A 19,388-nucleotide genomic window follows, 5' to 3' on the forward strand; every position below is an offset into this window, starting at 1 on the left:
GGATTAACTTGCAGGGAAATCCGGTTTAACGCTGCCGAACTATTAATACCGGACTTAGTTGCAAGAGCGAACCAGGTTCCAGGCATTAGTCCACGCCCAGCCAGTGCCTGGAGCGTATGGACCACCAACAGTACACCAGCCGCCTACAGTACATTGATACTCGCTGCCAGCATTAACTACTTTAGCGCCAGTAGCGTAGGTAGCACCGTTTACATAAGCAGGAGAGGTGCAGTTACCGGTAGATACTGAAGAAGCAACACTTGAGCTGCTAACAGCTGGAGTGCTTGACTTGCTTGATGAACTTGGCGCTACGCTTGATGGAGTTGATGAAGTAGTTGAACCAGTACATGCACCCAGATCCAACCAGTAGTTGTATTGACCTGAAGTCAGTGCTGGATCATTACCTTGGGTCCAGTAGTTAGCAGAGTAACGTTTGTTGTTGTGTTGTACTTGTTGTGGAGCTGTGTAAGCGGTGCTGGCATTCCAGGTTGGCAAACCGGCACAAGTGTTGTTAGAAACACTTGAAGAGGATGCTACCGAAGATACGCTGGATTTCACTGAAGAAGTTGATCCAACAGAAGAACTGCTTGTTGGATTGCCGTAAACAACGTCAATACATTGATAGAAACCTTCTGGCGCATCTCTCAGTGCGTCACGTTGCCAAATGCTGTACACAATGTGGCGACCGGTACGTGGTGGCAGGTTAACAATGTGAGTAGCAACTGGTTCTTGGTCTGCTGGCGCTGACTGGTGGATTTGTTCCAAATCAGACCACTTCAACGGTGCTGCACCAGGATTAAAGCCTTCTTTGGTAATGTAGTAACGGAAGTAAGAAGTTTTGTGTGCTGCAGTGTTCGTCCATACGAAAGCCAGAGGACCAGCAGTTACAGTGGTTGCTTTCCAGTCGTTACGAGCCAGGTTAAGGCCGTTGTTGCTGGTCATGTTAGCGCTACACAGCTTGCCATCGGGAATCAGGCTTTGGTGGTTGTCGTTAGCGCCACCGATACCGATAGATTGTGGTTCATATTGGCTGGCGTTACCGGCTGCAGAAGCAGCAACACACGCAGGTGAACTGGCGCCACCTTGTGCACTGGTACAGAAAAAAGCACGACTTTTTGGTGAAGATACATAACCGTGTGCAAACGCTTGGCTGGCAACCAAGAGTGAACCAATTACTACTGCGGAAATTCCGCATGCTTTGATTGTCTTTTTCACTTTTTCATCTCCGAACATATTAGATTTATTAACAACATGCGGCTGACCAATATTCAGTAAACCGCTTTGGGATGACGCTTGTTATCCATGCATGCAAGCTGATCTGGTTTGGCGCCAAGATCATTCCATGGGGAGTGAGTCTAAAATGACAACGTTGTTTTTACGAGTCCGACTTTCAGTTTGGAGGGTAATAGTTTGAGAAGCAGGTTTGATTTTCGGAAATTTTTCAGTAGAAAACGAAATAAAAAGTTCGACTATTATTTTGATGGCAAAAAAATGTGATATTCGTCACGAATCGTGCCGGCTACACGACTCACTTTAATGAGGTAACTGGAACACGCAAATAAAAGTGCTGCCTTTACCGATTTCGCTGGTAATTTTTAATTCGGCGTCGTGACGCATCAGCACGTGTTTCACAATTGCCAGACCTAAACCGGTTCCACCGGTGCCACTATTACGGCTGGCATCGACCCGATAAAAGCGCTCGGTCAAACGGGGAAGATGTTGCGCTTCAATGCCGGGGCCATTATCGCTGACGGCGACATAGAAGTGTTTTTGATCCTGCCAGAGGCGCACTTTTACCACGCCATTATCGGGTGTGTATTTGATGGCGTTAGTGACCAGGTTGGAAAAGGCGCTGTGCAACTCCTTCTCGTTACCATAGAACAACAAAGGTTTGATGGTGTTATCGCAGGTCAGCGTCAATTCCTGCGCTTTGTCTTTGCTCAGGACTTCTGCCTCGCTTTTCACCACGGTAAGTAGTTGGTCGATGTTGATCGTTTTGTGGTTGTGACCCGCTTCAGTAGTTTCGAGTTTGGAGAGCACCAGCAAATCGTTAATTAACAGCGACATGCGCTTTGCCTGTTGCTGCATCTGTTGCAAGGGTTTGTTCCAGCTCGGCGTTGTATTGTTGTCGGCGAGGGTTTCCACATAGCCGTTGATCACCGTCAATGGGGTGCGCAATTCGTGGGAGACGTTGGCAACGAAATCCTGGCGCATCTTTTCCAGATTGTGCAGTTGGGTTACATCGCGCACGACGATCAAACGCTCATGCTTGCCAAAAGTAGTGATCTGGAATTGCAGGTGTTTGGAGGGAAAGCGCGGCGAGGGCAGTTCCAGTGGCTCCTCGTAATTGCCTTCCTCAAAATAACTGACGAATTTGGGGTGACGGATAAAGTTGATTACCGACTGCCCCTGGTCTTTGGTATTGAGGGCAAGCATGCGGTGTGCCGCGGGGTTCCAGAAATCCAGGTGGCCGCGCGCATCAAGAATCACCAGTCCATCTTTTAACGCAGAACTGATTTCCTGGATACGCTTGATGACCGCCTGCAAGTTTTCTTTTTCGGCGCGCTGGTTGCGTTGTAGATGGTAGATATTGTCGAAAATCTGACCCCAGATACCGCTGGCTTCCGGCGGATGGTCGGTCTCCCGTCGCAATAACCATCGGTTGAGACGACGCATTTGCCACAGCATCCAGACGATATAGGCTGTACAGCCCAGTAGCATCCACAGTGAGTAATGGTCGCTGAAAAAACCAATCACGCTGCAGATCACAAGAATAATCAGGATGCGCTGAAGTTCAGTGCTGAAACCTTTTAACAACGGAGGAGCCTCGCAGTTTTAAACCCGTCGGGTTGGCCAGTATCAGGCTTCAATACGGGTGGAAAAACGATAGCCGGTGCCGCGTACGGTTTGGATCAGGTCTTCATGGCCATCAACCGTAAGGGCTTTGCGCAGGCGGCGGATATGGACATCGACCGTGCGTTCTTCCACATACACGTTGCCGCCCCACACGTGGTCGAGCAACTGGCTGCGAGTATAGGCTCTTTCCTGGTGAGTGAGAAAAAACTCCAGCAGGCGATATTCAGTCGGCCCCATGTCTACCGATTGGTTGTTGATAGTCACTCGGTGGCTGGCGGGGTCGAGACACAGGCCCTGAACCTGGATAGGTGCGGAGTTGATTTGCGGATCGGCGCGGCGCAATACGGCTTTCAAGCGTGCGACCAATTCGCGGGGAGAAAAAGGTTTGGTGATGTAATCATCGGCGCCGACTTCCAGCCCCTGGATCTTGTTGTCCTCTTCACCTTTGGCGGTGAGCATGATGATCGGGGTTCCGGCGGTAACTTCATCGCGCTTCAAGCGACGCGCCAATTCGATACCGCTGGTGCCGGGCATCATCCAGTCGAGCAGGATCAGGTCAGGCTTTTCATCGATAATGATGCTGTGCGCATCCTGGGCATTGCTCGCTTCCATGACCTGATATTCAGCCATCTCCAGCGCCACACGCAGCATATCGCGGATTGCGGATTCATCATCGACGATAAGGATTTTGCGACCAGTCATATAAGTTCTGCCTGAAAAAACCACGTGGTGCTTCACAGGTTTGTGAAGCTATTGTTGCAGCTTATTAAATAAGTTCAGTGTTACACATTTATGACAGGGTAAAAATTTAGCGCCTGAGTGGATGTGGGCGATTGCTAAAGAATCCGGCCATTGGGCAGCGCTATGGGTAACAGCGCCGTTCCAACTGCTTAGCGTAGGGCAAAATCCACGGCGATACCGGCAAATATCGCCACACCCACCCAGTTGTTATTGAGGAAGGCTTTGAAGCAGGCTTCGCGTACGCGGAAGCGGATCAGCCATTGCTGGTAGACGAACAAGCCCGCCGCGACAGCAAGCCCAAAGTAGAAAGCAACCCCCAGTTCAAAGCGTTTTCCGACCAGGAACAGGGTGTACAGGGCCAGGAATTGCAGGATGCCAGTGATGGCACGGTCCTGTTCGCCAAATAAAATTGCGGTGGATTTCACTCCGATCTTCAAATCGTCATCCCGGTCAACCATCGCATAAAAAGTGTCGTAAGCCACCGTCCACAACACCACCGCGAGATAAATCAACCACATATGCTGGTTCAACCCGCCCGCCTCGGCGGCATAAGCCATGGGTATACCCCAGGCAAAGGCGGCGCCCAGCACCACTTGCGGCAGATGGGTATGGCGTTTCATAAAGGGATAGCAGAGCGCAAGCAGCAGCCCGCCGACCGACAATTTAATGGTGAGCGGATCGGTAAACAGCACCAGCGTAAAGGCAATCAGGCAGAGTGCAACAAATAAGCCTATGGCTTCGCGGCCCGAGACAGCGCCAGTCGCGAGCGGGCGATTCTTGGTGCGCAGAACCTTGCCGTCGATCTTGCGGTCGGCAAAGTCATTGATCACGCAGCCGGCCGCGCGCATCACTATCACACCCAATACAAAAATCACCAGGTTCTTGGTGCCGGGCACACCTTTCGCGGCAATCCACAGCGCCCAGAGCGTTGGCCAGAGCAACAGGAGCGTGCCTATGGGGCGATCCATGCGCGTCAAGCGCCAATAATTAATCGCTTTTTGGTGAAAATAGGCCGAAAAATGGCTTTTTTCTGCCGTTTTCGCAGCTGCACGCCTGATGATTTTTGCTGCGTGAACGTTTGCCCAATTGGCGGGTGAACCTGTTTTTTCTGTCACAACGGCTGGTTCGGTGGGCGTCGACACCGCCATTGCTACAGGAGCTGATGGGACGGGTGTTATTAGCTCGACTTGCGCAGTATCCGCTGTGACTATTGATTCGATCACAACTGGCCCAACAACTTGGGCTTCTACTTTAGGTACGGCCGGTTTAGGTACGGCCGGTTTTGCTTCCTTTGCGGACGCTTTTGCTTTGGTTTTAGCCGCAGGTTTGGTTGCCGTTTTGGGGTGCTCTACCGCACTCGCTTCAGCTTGAGGTTTTGCAGTGACTTTCGCTGGTGCTTTGGGCTGCGCTGTTTTTTTAGACGTGGGCTTATCAGTACCGACGGCATTTGTTGCAGGCGGTTTAGCTGTTTTTTTCACCGCGGCTTTGGTTGAGGCACTGGCTTTTTGGGCGGCAGAAGCCACTATCGCGCTCGCCGCTGAAGCAGCCGTTTTCTTCGCAACAGGCTTTTTTGGGGTAACCGCAGGCGGTGCAGTATCGGGTTTTACGTCTTCGGGAGTCGTCATGGCCAAAACGCTGTGTTATTGGGTTTGTATTATTGGAATAGCCTAATCGGGCTAGCGTAACCGGATTACCTATTGAGCTTATCTATCGAGCCGTGCGACAAAGGCTGGCAGAAAGACTTCGCTTACCAGCAGCGGTTTCTGTTGCAGATAGAAAACCGAGCGCCGTCCCCAGAGCCGGTTGTCGCCAATCAGATCACTGGGCACGTAGGCATGATCGCGGCTAATCCGTGCCACCGCAATGGCACTTCGCGTCAATTGTGGCTGACTAAACAAAAACGCACCCAGCGGGCGAGTGTTTTGTTTGCGCAGATGGCGCAGCGCGCCGGTCAGGCTGGCGAGCGGCAACAAACTGCGCGCAAATACCCAGGGTTGGCCATGGCCGCACAGGATTACCTCGCGGATCAGCGCCAGTGCAGGGCGTTTCATCCCCAGCACCTGACGCTCATTCAATTCCGGCACCCCGATAAATTGCCGCATTATATCCACATGGAATTGGCCGTCGCTCTCGGCGATCAGGCGGGCAGTGAGTGAGCCGTTATCATCCAGCCAGTCTTGCATTTTCACGCCGGGGCGTTGGTGTCGGGCAAGGGATCGCAACGGCTGCCATGCCAGTACGGACAAATGGTAACTCACAGCCTTGGGCAAAACGGACTCCTGTTTCTATAGGGCAGCGAGACGCTTATCGGGAAGGCAGCGGACGCTTATCGGATGAATGGGGCGGCAGTTTACCAGCTTGCGTTCGCCCAAGTGCGGCATTGGGTGTGGAAAAAGCCTGTGCAAGTCTGCCGCAAACGGATTAATGAAGGTAAACTCCAGTGTCAATTGATATAACTAAGGAGAAAATGATGCATAAGACTGATATCGTTGTGGCTCTGGCAAACAATACCGACCTGGGTGTTAACAAGGCTGACCTGGTGGTCTCTGCCTTCATCGAGCAAATCACCAATGCCTTGAGTCGCGGTGAATCTGTGGCCCTGCTCGGTTTTGGTACTTTCAATGTGAGTGCCCGCGCTGCGCGCGAAGGCCGCAATCCACAAACCGGCGCAACCATCAAAATCGCCGCCAGCAACACTGTCACCTTCAAGGCGGGCAAAGCCCTCAAAGACGCCGTTAACGAATAACTGCTGTTAGCGAAAGATACGGCTCCCGGATGCGGCAGGCAACTGCCGCAATCGCCACAACACCCAGGGCACACAATAATTCCAAGAGGTTCCTCCTATGTCTCTGACTAACAAAATTCTGCTCGGCATGGTGTTGGGGGTGATTGTCGGGATAGTGTTCAATTTGTTGCTCGGCGGCGCTCACTCATCACCTACGCAAGGTTTTGGCTTGCTGGTAAAGGAGTATTTGATCGAGGGCCTGTTCGATATCGTCGGCCAGATTTTTATTTCTTCCCTCAAATTATTAGTGGTGCCTTTGGTATTTGTGTCACTCGTGTGCGGCGCAGCAGCCTTGGGTGGCCAGAGCCGCATGGGTGCGCTCGCCGGAAAAACCCTCGGTTTATATATTTGCTGTACATCGTTTGCGGTTGCGTTATCGATTGCCTGCGCGGTGTTTATCCAACCGGGCGCCGAGGTGGGTATTCCAACCAGCAGCAATTTCACTGCTCCGGAAATTCCCTCCATCAAACAAACGCTGATTGATATTGTGCCCAGTAACCCGCTGCAATCCATGGTGGAAACCAATATGTTGCAGATTATTATTTTTTCGATTTTGTTTGGCCTGGCAATCGCGCGCACCGGAGGTGAAGCGGGCAACAGCATTCTTATATTTTTTAATAATCTCAATGATGTAATTATTAAAATGGTGATGATGCTAATGCAGCTCGCGCCCTATGGTGTGTTCTGCCTGCTGGCGAAATTATTCTCGACGCTGGGCGTCGGTATTATTCTCGATCTGGCGAAATATTTTTTCACCGTGGTATTTGTTTTGTTTTTGCATGGTGTGGGTGTTTACGGATTGCTGATCAAAGTCCTGTCCGGTTTAAACCCGATTATTTTCTTCAAGAAAATGCAAAAAGTAATGTTGTTTGCATTCAGTACAGCATCCAGTAATGCCACTATTCCCATCACGTTGCGCACTGTTGAACACGATTTGGGCGTGGACAATAAAGTTGCCAGTTTTTCCATTCCGCTCGGCGCGACAGTGAATATGGATGGCACTGCTATCATGCAAGGTGTTGCGACGGTATTTATCGCGCAGGCCTATGGTATCGATATCGGCATTGCCGGTTACCTGATGGTTGTGCTCACTGCAACACTTGCGTCCATCGGCACCGCCGGTGTGCCTGGCGTTGGTTTGGTTACCTTGACGATGGTATTGCAATCGGTAGGTTTGCCGGTGGAAGGTATTGCATTGATTATCGGTGTAGATCGCCTGCTGGATATGATCCGCACTGGCGTCAATGTCGCTGGTGATGCGGTGGTGGCGGTGATAGTAGCGAAGAGCGAAAAAATGCTGGATATAGAGCGCTACAATAATCCGTCGCTCAATGTGGAAAATGAATCCCCGTAATTTTTGTTGCTAAAACCGGCTAATAAATAAAGGCGAATGGTGTAATAGCCATTCGCCTTTTTTATTTCTTCCATCGAAGCTGCTAAACATTATTCAGTGACGGGTATCGTTGTTCGTATCAAATTCAACACTGATCGCCAGATCATCAACCAAACACGGCCAGCGCTCCAATTCTTCCGCCCAGCCTCGATCGCGATGGGCATTGATATAATCGTTAAAATTCCTGCCTTCAAAACCATGTTCGTTTAATAATAATTCGGCCGAAAATAACACTGCCTGATCCAGCTCATTCGCAAAAGGTTCGCCAATTAATTCATGGGCAATAACATTGGCGACGGTCATATCCATAGGCGCCAGTGGAATTCCACTTTTTGCCATAAAGCGATCATTCACTTCTTCGAGCAAACGATGCGCAAGATAAGCTTCGTCGAGCAATGCTTCCAATTGGCTGTGCGGGTCGACAATCGAGGGCGGCGATAAAAAATAATCGCTCGCAATTTTTAATAGCGGTGCGACATCGTCGTAAATGCCAGCCTCTTGCGCCATGCTGCGAATCGCATCGATAAAATCCGGCACGTGTTTTATGTAGCGCACGACAAAATCTGCCAACCCTTTTGCGGCCTGTTGTTCCGGCAATTTGATGGCAGCGTGCAAATGGTTTTTGCGGCACTCCACAAATTCTAACAATTTTCCGGTTGCACAATCCTGTTCCTGTGCTTGCCGGATTAATTGGCGTATAGGGTTGAGGGGGTCGGTCAAACTGTTTCTCTGGTAATAGTTATAGGTAATCACATTAGCGGTCCCGCATGCTGTTGCTGACTTTGTTTAGTCGCGCTTTAAAAGTAAACCATGACCAAACAAACGCAAGTGACTCTTAATACCAACTTTTTATAAAAACCTGAGCAACTGACGAAATCGACCTGAGGGCATTTTAAATGCCCTCAGGGTTTATGTATTAAAATGCGCCAGATAGTTTAAGGCGCAGGCTGTTGTCAAGATCGCCGCTAAAATATTGCTGGAATTGCAAACTCAAATCCAGGCTGCCAAGGGTTTGTCCAATACCGAGTACCCCATAGACGCCGCCGTCGATTTCAATATCTTCCGAATAACAATTGCGGCAGTTACTGATACTGCGCTCCGAACCAAGAATGCCGCTCACGCCGCCACGCACAGTGACAAAAGTCATGTTGTCCTGGCCGAAGCGATATTTGGGTCCGTATTCGGCAAACAACATAAAGGCGTTAGCATCGGATTTGCTGTAATCCACGTAGCCCCAGTAATCTTCAACGTATTGGGCAAATTCAGCGTTATCGCGATAAAACAAAATGCTGGCGCCGAGCACGAGGGTGTTTTCCGTTTTGCTGGAGTAGTACTCCGCCGAGCCACCAATTGCAGTGGCGGTGTCTTCGATCCATTGTTCTGCTGCTGCCTGTGAATCGATAGTAACGTGATCCACATGCCCGGACCAGCTCCAGCCGGTGTAATCGGCATTGTTGGGATTGTTGTTTGAGGGCGCTGCAAATGCACTGGATGCAAACAGGCTGGTGCAGAGGAGGCAGTGTGCTAACAGGGTGTTGGTCATAGGGCATCCATCAAAAATAAGAAACGGGAGGCATGGGCGGCAATCTCGCCCGGGTGCGCGATTTATACCGCAAGTTGGTCGGATTTTGAGCGCGGGAATCTGTACGGAAACTTAACAATCATCCCAATAGCGCGGCATTCCGTGAATTCGGCGCCCCAAGTCTATATAATTCGCGCTTTATTATGTACCGCCGGAAATTTTCCGGTTTGACGGAGTTAGGCATGTCAGATCGTATAGCACAAGTGACACGTAATACCCTTGAAACCAAAATCAGCGTCAGCCTCAATCTCGATGGCGCCGGCAAAGGGGTATTCAATACCGGTGTGCCTTTTTTGGAGCACATGATGGACCAGATCGCCCGCCACGGCATGATCGATCTGGACGTGACTTGCGATGGCGACATCCACATTGATGACCATCACTCAGTGGAAGATATCGGCATCACCATCGGCCAGGCGATTGCCAAAGCCGTGGGCGATAAAAAAGGTATCCGTCGTTACGGCCACGCCTATGTGCCGCTTGATGAGGCTTTGTCGCGCGTGGTGATCGACTTTTCCGGTCGTCCTGGTTTGGTTATGGACATCCCTTTTACCCAAAAACGTGTCGGCCAATTTGATGTGGAACTGTTCTGGGAGTTTTTCCAGGGCTTCGTCAACCACGCAGGCGTTACTCTGCACGTGGATAACCTGCGCGGCCACAACGCGCACCACCAGATCGAAACCGTATTTAAAGCCTTCGGTCGCGCCCTGCGTATGGCGCTGGAACTTGACCCGCGTATGGAAGGTATTATGCCGTCCACCAAAGGTAGCCTCTGATTTATGACAAACGGTAAGCAGACAGTCGCCGTTATCGATTACGGCATGGGCAACTTGCACTCGGTGGCGAGCGCGCTGAGCCATGTTGCTCCCGAGCAGAATGTGGTAGTGACTTCCGATCCCGCTGTGGTAGCTGCCGCTGACCGCGTAGTATTCCCCGGTGTGGGCGCGATTCGCGACTGCATGGCGGAAATCAAACGCCTCGGCCTTGACCAACTCTTGCGCGACCAAATCGCTACTGGCAAACCGGTGTTGGGAATTTGCGTCGGTATGCAGGCGATGATGGAGCACAGTGAAGAAAACGGCGGCGTGGATTGTATCGATATCCTCGGCGGAAATGTGCGCTTCTTCGGTGAAAATCACCAGGATATGGCGGGAAATCACCTGAAAGTACCGCATATGGGCTGGAATCAGGTGCATCATAACGATCACCCGCTCTGGTCTGGTATTCCGCAGGATAGTCGTTTCTATTTCGTGCATAGTTTCTATATTTTGGCTGAAGATACCAGCCAAATCGCTGCTACTTGCGATTACGGTCTGCCATTTCATGCAGCCTTGGCGCGGGATAACCTGTTTGCCGTGCAATTCCACCCGGAAAAGAGCCATACGGCTGGATTGCAACTGCTCAAGAATTTTTTACATTGGGATGGCAAGGCGTAAATTGCGGCGCGTATTAAAAATCAGGGCGCAACAAGTGGCGCCCCTACGGGTGGCACGATTGTAGGGGTGCTACTTGCTGGGCCCAAAACCGCCAAATACGTAATTTGTTATTCCTACCAAACACAACGATTATCAGGGCGCAAATAATTAGCGCCCTTACGCGAGATTGAAGATGCTGATTATCCCCGCTATTGATTTAAAAGACGGCCAATGCGTGCGTTTACGCCAGGGTTTGATGGACGATTCCACGGTTTTCTCCGATGATCCCGTCGCAATGGCTGCACAATGGGTACAACAAGGTTGTCGCCGTCTGCATTTGGTTGACCTTAACGGCGCCTTCGAAGGCAAGCCAGTCAATGGCGGCGTGGTTACTGCTATCGCCAAAGCTTACCCCAAACTGCCGATCCAGATTGGCGGCGGTATTCGTAGCGCAGAGACAATTGAGTACTATCTCAATGCGGGTGTTGAGTACGTGATTATCGGTACCAAAGCAGTGAAAGAGCCGCAATTTGTGACCGATATGTGCAAACAATTTCCCGGTCACATTATCGTCGGCCTCGATGCCAAAGACGGTTGGGTTGCCACCGATGGCTGGGCGGAAGTATCTAATGTACAGGCGAGTGAATTGGCCAAGCGCTTTGAGCAAGACGGCGTGAGCAGTATCGTCTACACCGATATCGCCCGTGACGGCATGATGCAGGGTGTGAATGTGCAGGCGACTGTCGCCATGGCGCAGGCGTCCAGCATCCCGATTATCGCTTCCGGGGGTGTCACTGATATGGACGATATCATCGCGCTTAAAGCCGAGTCGCATAAAGGGATCTGCGGCGCTATTACTGGTCGCGCGATCTACGAAGGTACCCTGACCATGGCAGAAGCGCAGGCCTACTGCGATGCAAATTAATCATCGGATCTTTAAGCGGACTTCTGTATGGCTCTCGCAAAACGCATAATTCCCTGTCTTGATGTTGACAATGGTCGTGTGGTTAAAGGGGTACAATTCCTGGATATCCGCGATGCGGGTGATCCGGTTGAAATTGCCAAGCGCTACAACCAGGAAGGGGCGGACGAGATTACTTTTCTCGACATCACCGCCACCCATGAAGGTCGCGATACCACTGTGCATACAGTGGAGAAAATCGCCAGCGAAGTATTTATCCCGCTCACGGTTGGCGGCGGTATTCGCACTGTGGACGACATCCGCACCATGCTTAATGCCGGCGCTGATAAGGTCGGGATTAACTCGGCGGCGGTGTTTAATCCGGATTTCGTGAAAGCCGCTTCAGATCGCTTTGGCGCGCAATGCATAGTCGTAGCGATTGATGCGAAAAAGGTGAGCGTTGAAAGCGAAGAGCCGCGCTGGGAGATTTTTACCCACGGTGGGCGTAAGCCGACGGGCATCAATGCGGTGGAATGGGCAATCCGCATGGCGGAATACGGCGCGGGCGAAATCCTGCTGACCAGCATGGATGGCGATGGTACCAAGAAAGGTTATGACCTGGGTGTTACCCGCGCGATCAGCGATGCGGTACCGGTACCGGTTATTGCTTCCGGTGGTGTGGGGAATTTGCAGCACTTGGTGGATGGTGTCACCCAAGGGCGTGCCGATGCAGTCTTGGCGGCGAGTATCTTTCACTTCCGTGAATACACCGTCCCGCAAGCCAAAGAATTTATGCGCAGCCAGGGCATTGAGGTGCGGTTGTAAGAATCAATTTCCGGGTAACAAAAAAGGGCGCTCATGGAGCGCCCTTCTTGTATCCGGCCTAAAGCGGGCTTTAGGCCGCGCGATACTGTTTAAGCATGTCTGACACTTTAGGCTCGGAGGCTTGGATAAAATCGATAAACTCCCCGACGCCAGTTTCAGCATCATCGCGGCTATCAAACGGCCCTATATCCACGCCTTCGCGGGTGGTGTAGTACCAGTAGCCATCTTTTTGTAGGTAGCGGCCATGACGTGAAGGTACTGAACCCTGTTCGCCTGCTCTGTTTGATGTAGCCATATCAAGTCCTCACTAAATGTTCCCGATTCATCGGATCCCTGCTTGGGTTGATCAAAAACCACCCTCGCAGATTATAGACAGCAAAAAGAACTGGCGGCTAGATTTAGTTTGTCTTTGGACGCGAAATATTAATAACCAAAACATCATTTTTTAACATTTCTATGCCCTATACCTGCAGCCACCACTAATTCCTCGACCGCGAAGGGATCAATTGGTGCCCACACCTGTGGCCAAAGACCTATGGGAGGAGCCAGGCAAATATCATTTTTGTGACGGATGTTGCGCTTTGCTTGTTGCTGTGGCGCACGAACCATCAGCTCCGAGGCCTTTACCAAGTGCACATCATATTGGTCGAGCAAGGGCTGCAATTGCTCAAGTTCAGTGAGGGTTTCCGGGTAAGGATGACCGATGGCAATGGCTGTTCCCTGTTTGTTCGCCTGTTTTAGTGCACGCAATAACTGGAATCGGATATTGGCAGGGGTGCGTTCATCGTCGAGAAAAATATCGCGTCGGCGACTGGGCAACTGGATCTGCTCTGCCATGATCAGCGCTTGGGTTTGGACGCTGGTGCGGCTATCGACGAAATACAACTGCTGCTGTTTCAGTTCCTCCATCAACCAGCCCATAGGTTCGGCTTGCTCGGTCAACAGGCTGCCCATATGGTTATTGACGCCTTTAACGTAGGGAATACTAGCCAGATTCAAGCGCAATACGGCGAGAAATTCGCTGCGTTCCATGCCGCTCACCAGACCGCCGCGCCCAAGGGGATAGTTGTGGCGATTGCTCATGGGCGCATGCAGCATGATTTCCTTGCCGCGTGTATGGGCGCGCTCGGCCAGCTCAACCCCGTGGGGAGTGAAGGGTAAAACGGCAAGGGTGAAATCGCCGGTCAGATCGGTGGTGCGTTTGCCGAGCGTGAGGTTGTAGCCAATATCATCAATGATGATCGCCAACCGGCCTTGCGCCAGTGCGGGCTGGCCTAACACAAGGCTGGTTGCAAGCAGGAGGGCAATGCCGCTAGCGCGATTTCCCATTTGCAGGCGGTTATTCGGTGGTGCGAAGTTCGGGTTGGACGACGATATCCGGCGCAATCCCGGGTTCGCCTCCAGGATTGTATGCTGCAACCGGTGTACGCTGGATAAAAATATTCAACCCTTTCAGCAGGTTTAGCGCCTCGTGGAGTTGGTTATCTTCTTTGAGTAAATCGGCGCTGCTGGTGCGTTTGCTGGCGCGGTCTTTACTAGTGCTTTCCTGCCCGCCTTTGGTGTTGCCCAGATGGCGCGCCAGATCGGCTTCAGTGGTGCTCGGGCCGGATTGGATATCGCCAATTTTTACCCGCTCGACATTTACGTCAGGTTCAATGCCTTGTGCCTGGATCGAGCGGCCATTGGGGGTGTAGTAAAGTGCGGTGGTGAGTTTGATCGCGCGGTCGTTGCTGATCGGGATCACCGACTGCACCGAGCCTTTACCAAAGCTGCGCGTGCCCATAATCACCGCGCGCTGATGGTCTTGCAGGGCGCCGGCAACAATTTCCGATGCCGATGCCGAACCATCATTGATCAACACCACCAGCGGCAGGCCGCCGCTCAGGTCGCCCGCTTCGGCGTTGTAACTGATGTTGCTATTGTCGAGGCGACCCTGGGTGTAAACCACTTGCCCGCCATCGAGGAATGCATCCACCACTTCAACGGATGACTGCAATACGCCGCCGGGATTGTTGCGCAGATCCAGGATTATACCTTTGGTTTTGGCTGACTTTTTTAGTTGCTCACGCAGTTTCTGCGCGACGTCTTTGCCGGTATCCAATTGGAATTGGGCGATGCGGATATAAAAATAATTATCGTCCAGCAATCGCGTGCGCACACTTTGCACTTTGATAATGTCGCGCACCAGATTGAATTCAATTGGCTGGTCGACGCCTTCGCGCGCAATGGTCAGTTTGATCGGGCTGTTTTTGGGGCCGCGCATCAAATTGATTGCTTTATTCAGGTCCATACCTTTAATCGGTTTGTCGTCGATGCGGGTGATTACATCGCCCGACCTGATTCCGGCTTTGGCCGACGGGCTGTCGTCGATAGGCGTGATGACTTTGATATAACCTTCGTCAGTACTGACTTCCAGCCCGACGCCGCCAAACTCGCCCGAGGTGCTGGCTTGCAGTTCGGCAAAGGCTTCTTTATCGAGATAGGCGGAATGTGGATCCAGCTCGGCGATCATGCCCTTGATAGCAAATTCGAGGAGTTTGGCATCGTCGATTTGATCGACATAGCCGTTGCGGACGTGATCGTAAACACGGGTAAAGGTGCGCAATTCTTCCAGCGGCAATAAGCCGGCATCGGGGCCAGTGACTTTCGGTCCTTCCGCAAAACAGCTTGCCGATACCACCACACTTAACAGGGCGGCAGGTGCGACAAATGTGTTAATAAAGCTGATCCTGAACCCGGATGTAAAAGCAGCGCGAAACATAACGTCTCCGATGATCGCAACAATAATGACAACAACAACCGCAACCATTGAAATTTAAATGCATGAGCGGTGCCAAACAAGCGCAACTGTAGCGCGCGCACACTAAGGCAAACCGTTTAAAAATGACAGATGTTGTACAAAATAATTCCGGCAATGGCGCTTGATCAACCGCAAAGCAACCCCATTAGCCGCTTATCCGCGCGCCAGCCATGCACTCGGGTCAATCGGTTTGCCTTGATGACGAATCTCAAAATACAAACCGGTTGCGGCCTGGCCGCCCGAATTGCCGACATTGGCAATCGCTTCACCGGCACGTACCGGCTCACCGGCTTTTTTCAACAAACTCTGGTTGTGCGCATAGAGGCTTAAATAACCTTCGCCGTGATCCACAATCACCAGCAAGCCGTGGCCGCCAAAATAATCGGCAAACACTACACGTCCATGATGAACAGCAATCACCTGATTGCCCATGGGTGCTGAAATATACGCACCGTTCCAATTCATCTGCCCGGCAATTCTTGCACTACCGAAACGATGGATCATGCTGCCCTGGGTTGGCCATGGCAAGCGGCCTTTGCGCAGGGAAAATTTTTCGCCGCCTTTGGGTAAGGGGACGTAGCTGGGTGAATTGACCGCGCCGGTAGTGGCAACGCTCCTGGTGACGCGCTCCAATAATGCCTGCAGGCGACGGCGATCTTCGCTGAGTTGGGCGAGTTCCTGATTTTTATTTTTCAGGTCCTGGTTTACTTTGGCGAGCGCTTGTTGGCGTTCGCCGTGGATATTTTTCAATTGCGCGCGCTGGGCATCCAATTCTGCCTGCATACCGCCTAACTCAAGCGTTTTTTTTTCTATTTTCGGCGTGAGCGCATCAATGCGGGTAATGGTATCCAGATAAGTTTGCATTTTGCCGGCGTGTGCTTCCATGAAATAACTGTGGTATTTCATGATGCGCGACACCTTATCGGGTGCTTCCTGATTCAATAGTACTTTGACTTCGCTCTGCTCGCCCAGCTTGTGCGCTGCACGCATTTGTTCGGCAATTTGTGCCTGCTGATTCTTGCGCGCCTGTTCGAGTTGGCTGCGCTCATTTTTCAATTGGTTTAATTCGTTGTTCTGTTGCTTGAGTTCTTTATTGATTTCATCTGCTTTTTTCTGTAGTTCATTAATTTGCGTTTCGGATTTTTCCAAATCTTTCTGCAAATCCGAACGTGTGCCCTGCACCTTTTTTAATTCTTTTTGCAGCGCTTCGATTTCTTTTTGCAACTTTGCCATATCCGCTTTTTCATCGGCGAACCCATGGCTGGGGATAACCAGCAATGCGCAGAGCAAACTGTTGCGCGCGATGGTTTTGGAAAATGCAAAAAAACGAATCATGTTTTTTGTTATCTGAATGGATTGTTTGGCACTGACAATCCAGGTGGAACATTGTTCCACCTGGATCAATTACTCTGGATCAGTTAATTCAGGGTAATCAAGTTCCTACCCGTCATTTCAGCGGGTTGGGGAATGCCCATCAAATACAAAATGGTAGGTGCTACATCGGCGAGTGAACCGCCGGATGCAAGTGTGCCTTTGCGTGCACTGCTGAAAATAAACGGCACTGGCAGGGTGGAGTGTTGCGTGTGTGCTTGACCGGTTTCTTCGTCGAACATTTCTTCTACGTTGCCGTGGTCAGCGGTAATCAGCGCTTCACCGCCCACTTTTGCTACTGCCGCCAATACTCTGCCGAGACACACATCAATCGCTTCTACTGCTTTGATTGCCGCTTCCATCAAACCCGAGTGGCCCACCATATCGCAGTTGGCGTAGTTGCAAATAATGGCGTCGTATTTGCCGGACTCAATCGCCGCAACCAATTTATCGGTTACTTCCGGTGCGCTCATTTCCGGTTGCAAATCGTAGGTGGCAACTTGTGGCGATGGCACCAGGATACGGTCTTCACCGGGATAAACAACTTCGTTGCCGCCGTTAAAGAAGAACGTCACATGCGCGTATTTTTCGGTTTCAGCGATACGCAATTGGGTTTTGCCCAAACCGGAAAGATATTCGCCAAATGAATTTGCCAGACTCTCGGGCGGATAAGCGATAGGTGCTTTGATGTTGGATGCGTATTCAGTGGTTTGCACAAAATGCGCGATAGTCGGGTGAGTATCGCCGCGCTCAAAACCGGTAAAAGGTTCATCGATTAATGCGCGGGTAATTTCGCGCGCGCGGTCAGGGCGGAAGTTCATGAAGATTACCGAGTCACCATCATTGATGGTTGCGACTTCTTCGTCTTCACCGCAGATTACAGTGGCTTTTACGAATTCATCGTTTTCGCCGCGCTCGTAAGCGGCTTTCAAACCATCGACTGCAGTGAGTGCATCGAATTCGGCATCTCCGGTGACCATTACATCGTAGGCCGCTTTTACGCGATCCCAGCGATTGTCGCGATCCAGCGCAAAGTAGCGGCCGATAATTGACGCTACACGGCCAGTGCCCAGCTCTTTAAACAGGTCTTCCGCTCGTTGCAACGATGATTCAGCGCTGCGCGGTGGTGTGTCGCGGCCGTCGAGGAATGCATGCAGGTAGACGTTTTTGGCTCCGCGCTGCACGGCCATTTTGATAATCGCGTATATGTGATCCTGATGCGCGTGCACGCCGCCTTCGGATAACAGGCCGAGGATGTGGACTGATTTGTCATTCGCGATGGCGCTGTCGATGGCTTTCACATATTCGGGATTGGTAAAGAAATCGCCATCGCTGATGGATTTGTTGATCCGGGTAAAATTCTGGTAGACCACGCGGCCGGCGCCGATGGTGGTGTGGCCAACTTCAGAGTTACCCATTTGCCCTTCGGGCAGGCCCACGGCCATACCAGAAGTATCGATCAGGGTGTTAGGGCAAGTTTTCCAGAGATTGTCATACACGGGGGTGTTTGCGGCGTAGACAGCGTTGTATTTGGTTTTTTCCGAATAGCCGTAACCATCGAGAATCAGCAGAACTACAGGTTTTTTCGCGCTCATAAATCGCTTCCAATGTCGGATGAACATGAATCGGTCGATTCCGGGAGCCGCTTGTGACAGCTTCAGTATGCAACCTTTGGGTAGGGCCTCGGGCTTGTGCCCGTGAATGACTTGCATTCTAGCCGGTTGGGCGCAGTAACTCTATGTCAAATCGGATTTGGTGCCCTGCATTTCTGGCTATGGCGGCGATAAAGCCGCACCTATCTGCCCAAGGCAATCGTGTATACTTCGCCGCCTTATCGCCTGCACTGGCAAAGTTTGCGGTGGCCTGCATTGAAATCCACTCTGCATGCCCCCACTTTTGCCCCACTGACACAAATCGGGCGGTTTTTACCATTCACCGCAAATATTCAAGAAGGCAATTACCGTGGATTTTTTCGCTTTTGTTTCCCAGGAATGGCTCCTGGTTACCATCCTGATCGTGTTGATTTACGTTTATGTCTGGCGCGACCGCATTAAAAGTGGCCGCCCGGTTTCACCCCACGAAGTGACGCGTCTGGTGAATGAAGGCAATGCCGTATTGGTTGACCTGCGTGAAGGCGCGGAATTTAAAGCGGGTCATATTGTGGGCGCAGTCAATATTCCTTACGCAAAATTGAGTAAAGAATCTACCGAGGTCGCCAGCTACAAAGACAAAACCATCATCCTGGTCGATAAGCTTGGCCAACATGCCGGTGCAGTCGGGCGCTTCCTTGGTAAAGAAGGGTTTGATGTGCGCCGTTTAGGTGGCGGCATTGCCGAGTGGCAGGCACAAAACCTGCCGCTAGTAAAAGGTAAATGAGCTAAATCGTTTTAATTTTTGGAGTTTGTTATGGCACGCGTGTTGATGTACACCACAGCAGTCTGTCCCTATTGCGTGAACGCCAAGAAACTGTTGGCGCAAAAAGGGGTTGCGGTGGAAGAAATTCGCGTCGATAGCCAACCGCAGTTGCGTCAGGAAATGATGACCAAAAGCGGCCAGCGTACAGTTCCGCAAATCTGGATCGACGACACCCATGTCGGCGGTTTCACTGATCTCTGGGCGCTGGATAAAGCGGGAAAACTGGATGCATTGCTGGCGCAATCCTAAGCGCTGCAGTGTAGCCGTCACTAACAGGTCATTCCTAAATCAGGTAAGTCGAGTT

21 protein-coding genes are annotated in these 19,388 nt (G+C 51.4%); 9 read left to right on the forward strand and 12 right to left on the reverse strand.

Annotated features, from left to right (window positions below):
- Positions 1-54: 54 nt before the first annotated feature.
- The 5 genes from AC1RJL_RS10290 to AC1RJL_RS10310 form a co-directional block, all read right to left on the reverse strand.
- Complete coding sequence (locus AC1RJL_RS10290) at positions 55-1,215, reverse strand: lytic polysaccharide monooxygenase auxiliary activity family 9 protein (protein WP_492913600.1); 1,161 nt, start codon at positions 1,213-1,215, stop codon at positions 55-57.
- Between the two features lie 318 nt (positions 1,216-1,533).
- Positions 1,534-2,817: a phosphate regulon sensor histidine kinase PhoR gene (gene phoR / locus AC1RJL_RS10295; RefSeq protein ID WP_492913602.1), complete on the reverse strand. Its 1,284-nt coding sequence runs from the start codon at positions 2,815-2,817 to the stop codon at positions 1,534-1,536.
- Between the two features lie 42 nt (positions 2,818-2,859).
- On the reverse strand, positions 2,860-3,558 hold the full coding sequence (gene phoB / locus AC1RJL_RS10300; RefSeq protein WP_492913604.1) for a phosphate regulon transcriptional regulator PhoB: 699 nt from the start codon (positions 3,556-3,558) through the stop codon (positions 2,860-2,862).
- A gap of 188 nt (positions 3,559-3,746) precedes the next feature.
- Complete coding sequence (ubiA, locus tag AC1RJL_RS10305; protein ID WP_492914729.1) at positions 3,747-4,745, reverse strand: 4-hydroxybenzoate octaprenyltransferase; 999 nt, start codon at positions 4,743-4,745, stop codon at positions 3,747-3,749.
- 555 nt (positions 4,746-5,300) lie between these two features.
- A complete protein-coding gene (locus tag AC1RJL_RS10310) occupies positions 5,301-5,780 on the reverse strand; it encodes a chorismate--pyruvate lyase family protein (protein WP_492913606.1) in 480 nt (159 codons plus the stop codon).
- A 47-nt stretch (positions 5,781-5,827) separates the two neighbouring features.
- Here AC1RJL_RS10310 and AC1RJL_RS10315 point away from each other — a divergent pair, with 47 nt between their 5' ends.
- The 3 genes from AC1RJL_RS10315 to AC1RJL_RS10325 all read left to right on the forward strand — a co-directional run bounded on the left by AC1RJL_RS10315 (position 5,828) and on the right by AC1RJL_RS10325 (position 7,736).
- Positions 5,828-6,022: a hypothetical protein gene (locus AC1RJL_RS10315; RefSeq protein ID WP_492913608.1), complete on the forward strand. Its 195-nt coding sequence runs from the start codon at positions 5,828-5,830 to the stop codon at positions 6,020-6,022.
- A 45-nt stretch (positions 6,023-6,067) separates the two neighbouring features.
- Positions 6,068-6,343 (forward strand): HU family DNA-binding protein, encoded by a 276-nt coding sequence (locus AC1RJL_RS10320; protein ID WP_492913610.1) that lies wholly within the window; start codon positions 6,068-6,070, stop codon positions 6,341-6,343.
- A gap of 97 nt (positions 6,344-6,440) precedes the next feature.
- Positions 6,441-7,736 (forward strand): dicarboxylate/amino acid:cation symporter, encoded by a 1,296-nt coding sequence (locus AC1RJL_RS10325; RefSeq protein WP_492913612.1) that lies wholly within the window; start codon positions 6,441-6,443, stop codon positions 7,734-7,736.
- A gap of 93 nt (positions 7,737-7,829) precedes the next feature.
- On the opposite strand, the gene AC1RJL_RS10330 is transcribed toward AC1RJL_RS10325, so the two are convergent.
- Both AC1RJL_RS10330 and AC1RJL_RS10335 read right to left on the reverse strand, forming a co-directional pair.
- Positions 7,830-8,495: a hypothetical protein gene (locus AC1RJL_RS10330; protein WP_492913614.1), complete on the reverse strand. Its 666-nt coding sequence runs from the start codon at positions 8,493-8,495 to the stop codon at positions 7,830-7,832.
- A 196-nt stretch (positions 8,496-8,691) separates the two neighbouring features.
- Positions 8,692-9,318 carry a hypothetical protein gene (locus AC1RJL_RS10335; RefSeq protein ID WP_492913616.1) on the reverse strand — a complete coding sequence of 209 codons (627 nt, stop codon included), beginning with the start codon at positions 9,316-9,318 and terminating at the stop codon, positions 8,692-8,694.
- 221 nt (positions 9,319-9,539) lie between these two features.
- Between AC1RJL_RS10335 and hisB the strand changes: the two genes are divergently transcribed.
- From hisB to hisF, 4 genes are all read left to right on the forward strand, one after another.
- Positions 9,540-10,133, forward strand: a complete 594-nt coding sequence (gene hisB, locus AC1RJL_RS10340; RefSeq protein WP_492913618.1) for an imidazoleglycerol-phosphate dehydratase HisB — start codon at positions 9,540-9,542, stop codon at positions 10,131-10,133.
- Positions 10,134-10,136: 3 nt separating this feature from the next.
- The gene (gene hisH, locus AC1RJL_RS10345) at positions 10,137-10,793 is read left to right on the forward strand and encodes an imidazole glycerol phosphate synthase subunit HisH (RefSeq protein ID WP_492913620.1); all 657 of its coding nucleotides are present in this window, start codon (positions 10,137-10,139) and stop codon (positions 10,791-10,793) included.
- 172 nt (positions 10,794-10,965) lie between these two features.
- Entirely contained in the window at positions 10,966-11,697 is a 732-nt protein-coding gene (gene hisA, locus AC1RJL_RS10350) for a 1-(5-phosphoribosyl)-5-[(5-phosphoribosylamino)methylideneamino]imidazole-4-carboxamide isomerase (protein ID WP_492913622.1), read from the forward strand.
- Positions 11,698-11,724: 27 nt separating this feature from the next.
- Positions 11,725-12,498 carry an imidazole glycerol phosphate synthase subunit HisF gene (hisF, locus tag AC1RJL_RS10355; protein WP_492913624.1) on the forward strand — a complete coding sequence of 258 codons (774 nt, stop codon included), beginning with the start codon at positions 11,725-11,727 and terminating at the stop codon, positions 12,496-12,498.
- A gap of 70 nt (positions 12,499-12,568) precedes the next feature.
- On the opposite strand, the gene AC1RJL_RS10360 is transcribed toward hisF, so the two are convergent.
- The 5 genes from AC1RJL_RS10360 to gpmI all read right to left on the reverse strand — a co-directional run bounded on the left by AC1RJL_RS10360 (position 12,569) and on the right by gpmI (position 18,264).
- Positions 12,569-12,793 carry a DUF6316 family protein gene (locus tag AC1RJL_RS10360; RefSeq protein ID WP_449524065.1) on the reverse strand — a complete coding sequence of 75 codons (225 nt, stop codon included), beginning with the start codon at positions 12,791-12,793 and terminating at the stop codon, positions 12,569-12,571.
- 143 nt (positions 12,794-12,936) lie between these two features.
- Positions 12,937-13,827: a divergent polysaccharide deacetylase family protein gene (locus AC1RJL_RS10365; RefSeq protein WP_492913626.1), complete on the reverse strand. Its 891-nt coding sequence runs from the start codon at positions 13,825-13,827 to the stop codon at positions 12,937-12,939.
- A 10-nt stretch (positions 13,828-13,837) separates the two neighbouring features.
- Positions 13,838-15,259, reverse strand: a complete 1,422-nt coding sequence (locus tag AC1RJL_RS10370) for a S41 family peptidase (RefSeq protein ID WP_492913628.1) — start codon at positions 15,257-15,259, stop codon at positions 13,838-13,840.
- Positions 15,260-15,451: 192 nt separating this feature from the next.
- Positions 15,452-16,633 carry a murein hydrolase activator EnvC family protein gene (locus AC1RJL_RS10375; RefSeq protein ID WP_492913630.1) on the reverse strand — a complete coding sequence of 394 codons (1,182 nt, stop codon included), beginning with the start codon at positions 16,631-16,633 and terminating at the stop codon, positions 15,452-15,454.
- An 83-nt stretch (positions 16,634-16,716) separates the two neighbouring features.
- Positions 16,717-18,264, reverse strand: coding sequence for a 2,3-bisphosphoglycerate-independent phosphoglycerate mutase (gene gpmI / locus AC1RJL_RS10380; protein ID WP_492913632.1), 1,548 nt, complete (start codon positions 18,262-18,264; stop codon positions 16,717-16,719).
- Between the two features lie 367 nt (positions 18,265-18,631).
- Here gpmI and AC1RJL_RS10385 point away from each other — a divergent pair, with 367 nt between their 5' ends.
- Positions 18,632-19,045, forward strand: coding sequence for a rhodanese-like domain-containing protein (locus AC1RJL_RS10385; RefSeq protein ID WP_492913634.1), 414 nt, complete (start codon positions 18,632-18,634; stop codon positions 19,043-19,045).
- 30 nt (positions 19,046-19,075) lie between these two features.
- Complete coding sequence (gene grxC / locus AC1RJL_RS10390; RefSeq protein WP_492913636.1) at positions 19,076-19,333, forward strand: glutaredoxin 3; 258 nt, start codon at positions 19,076-19,078, stop codon at positions 19,331-19,333.
- Positions 19,334-19,388 lie beyond the last annotated feature (55 nt).

The organism is Cellvibrio sp. GW822-FHT04B05, from assembly GCF_058800985.1.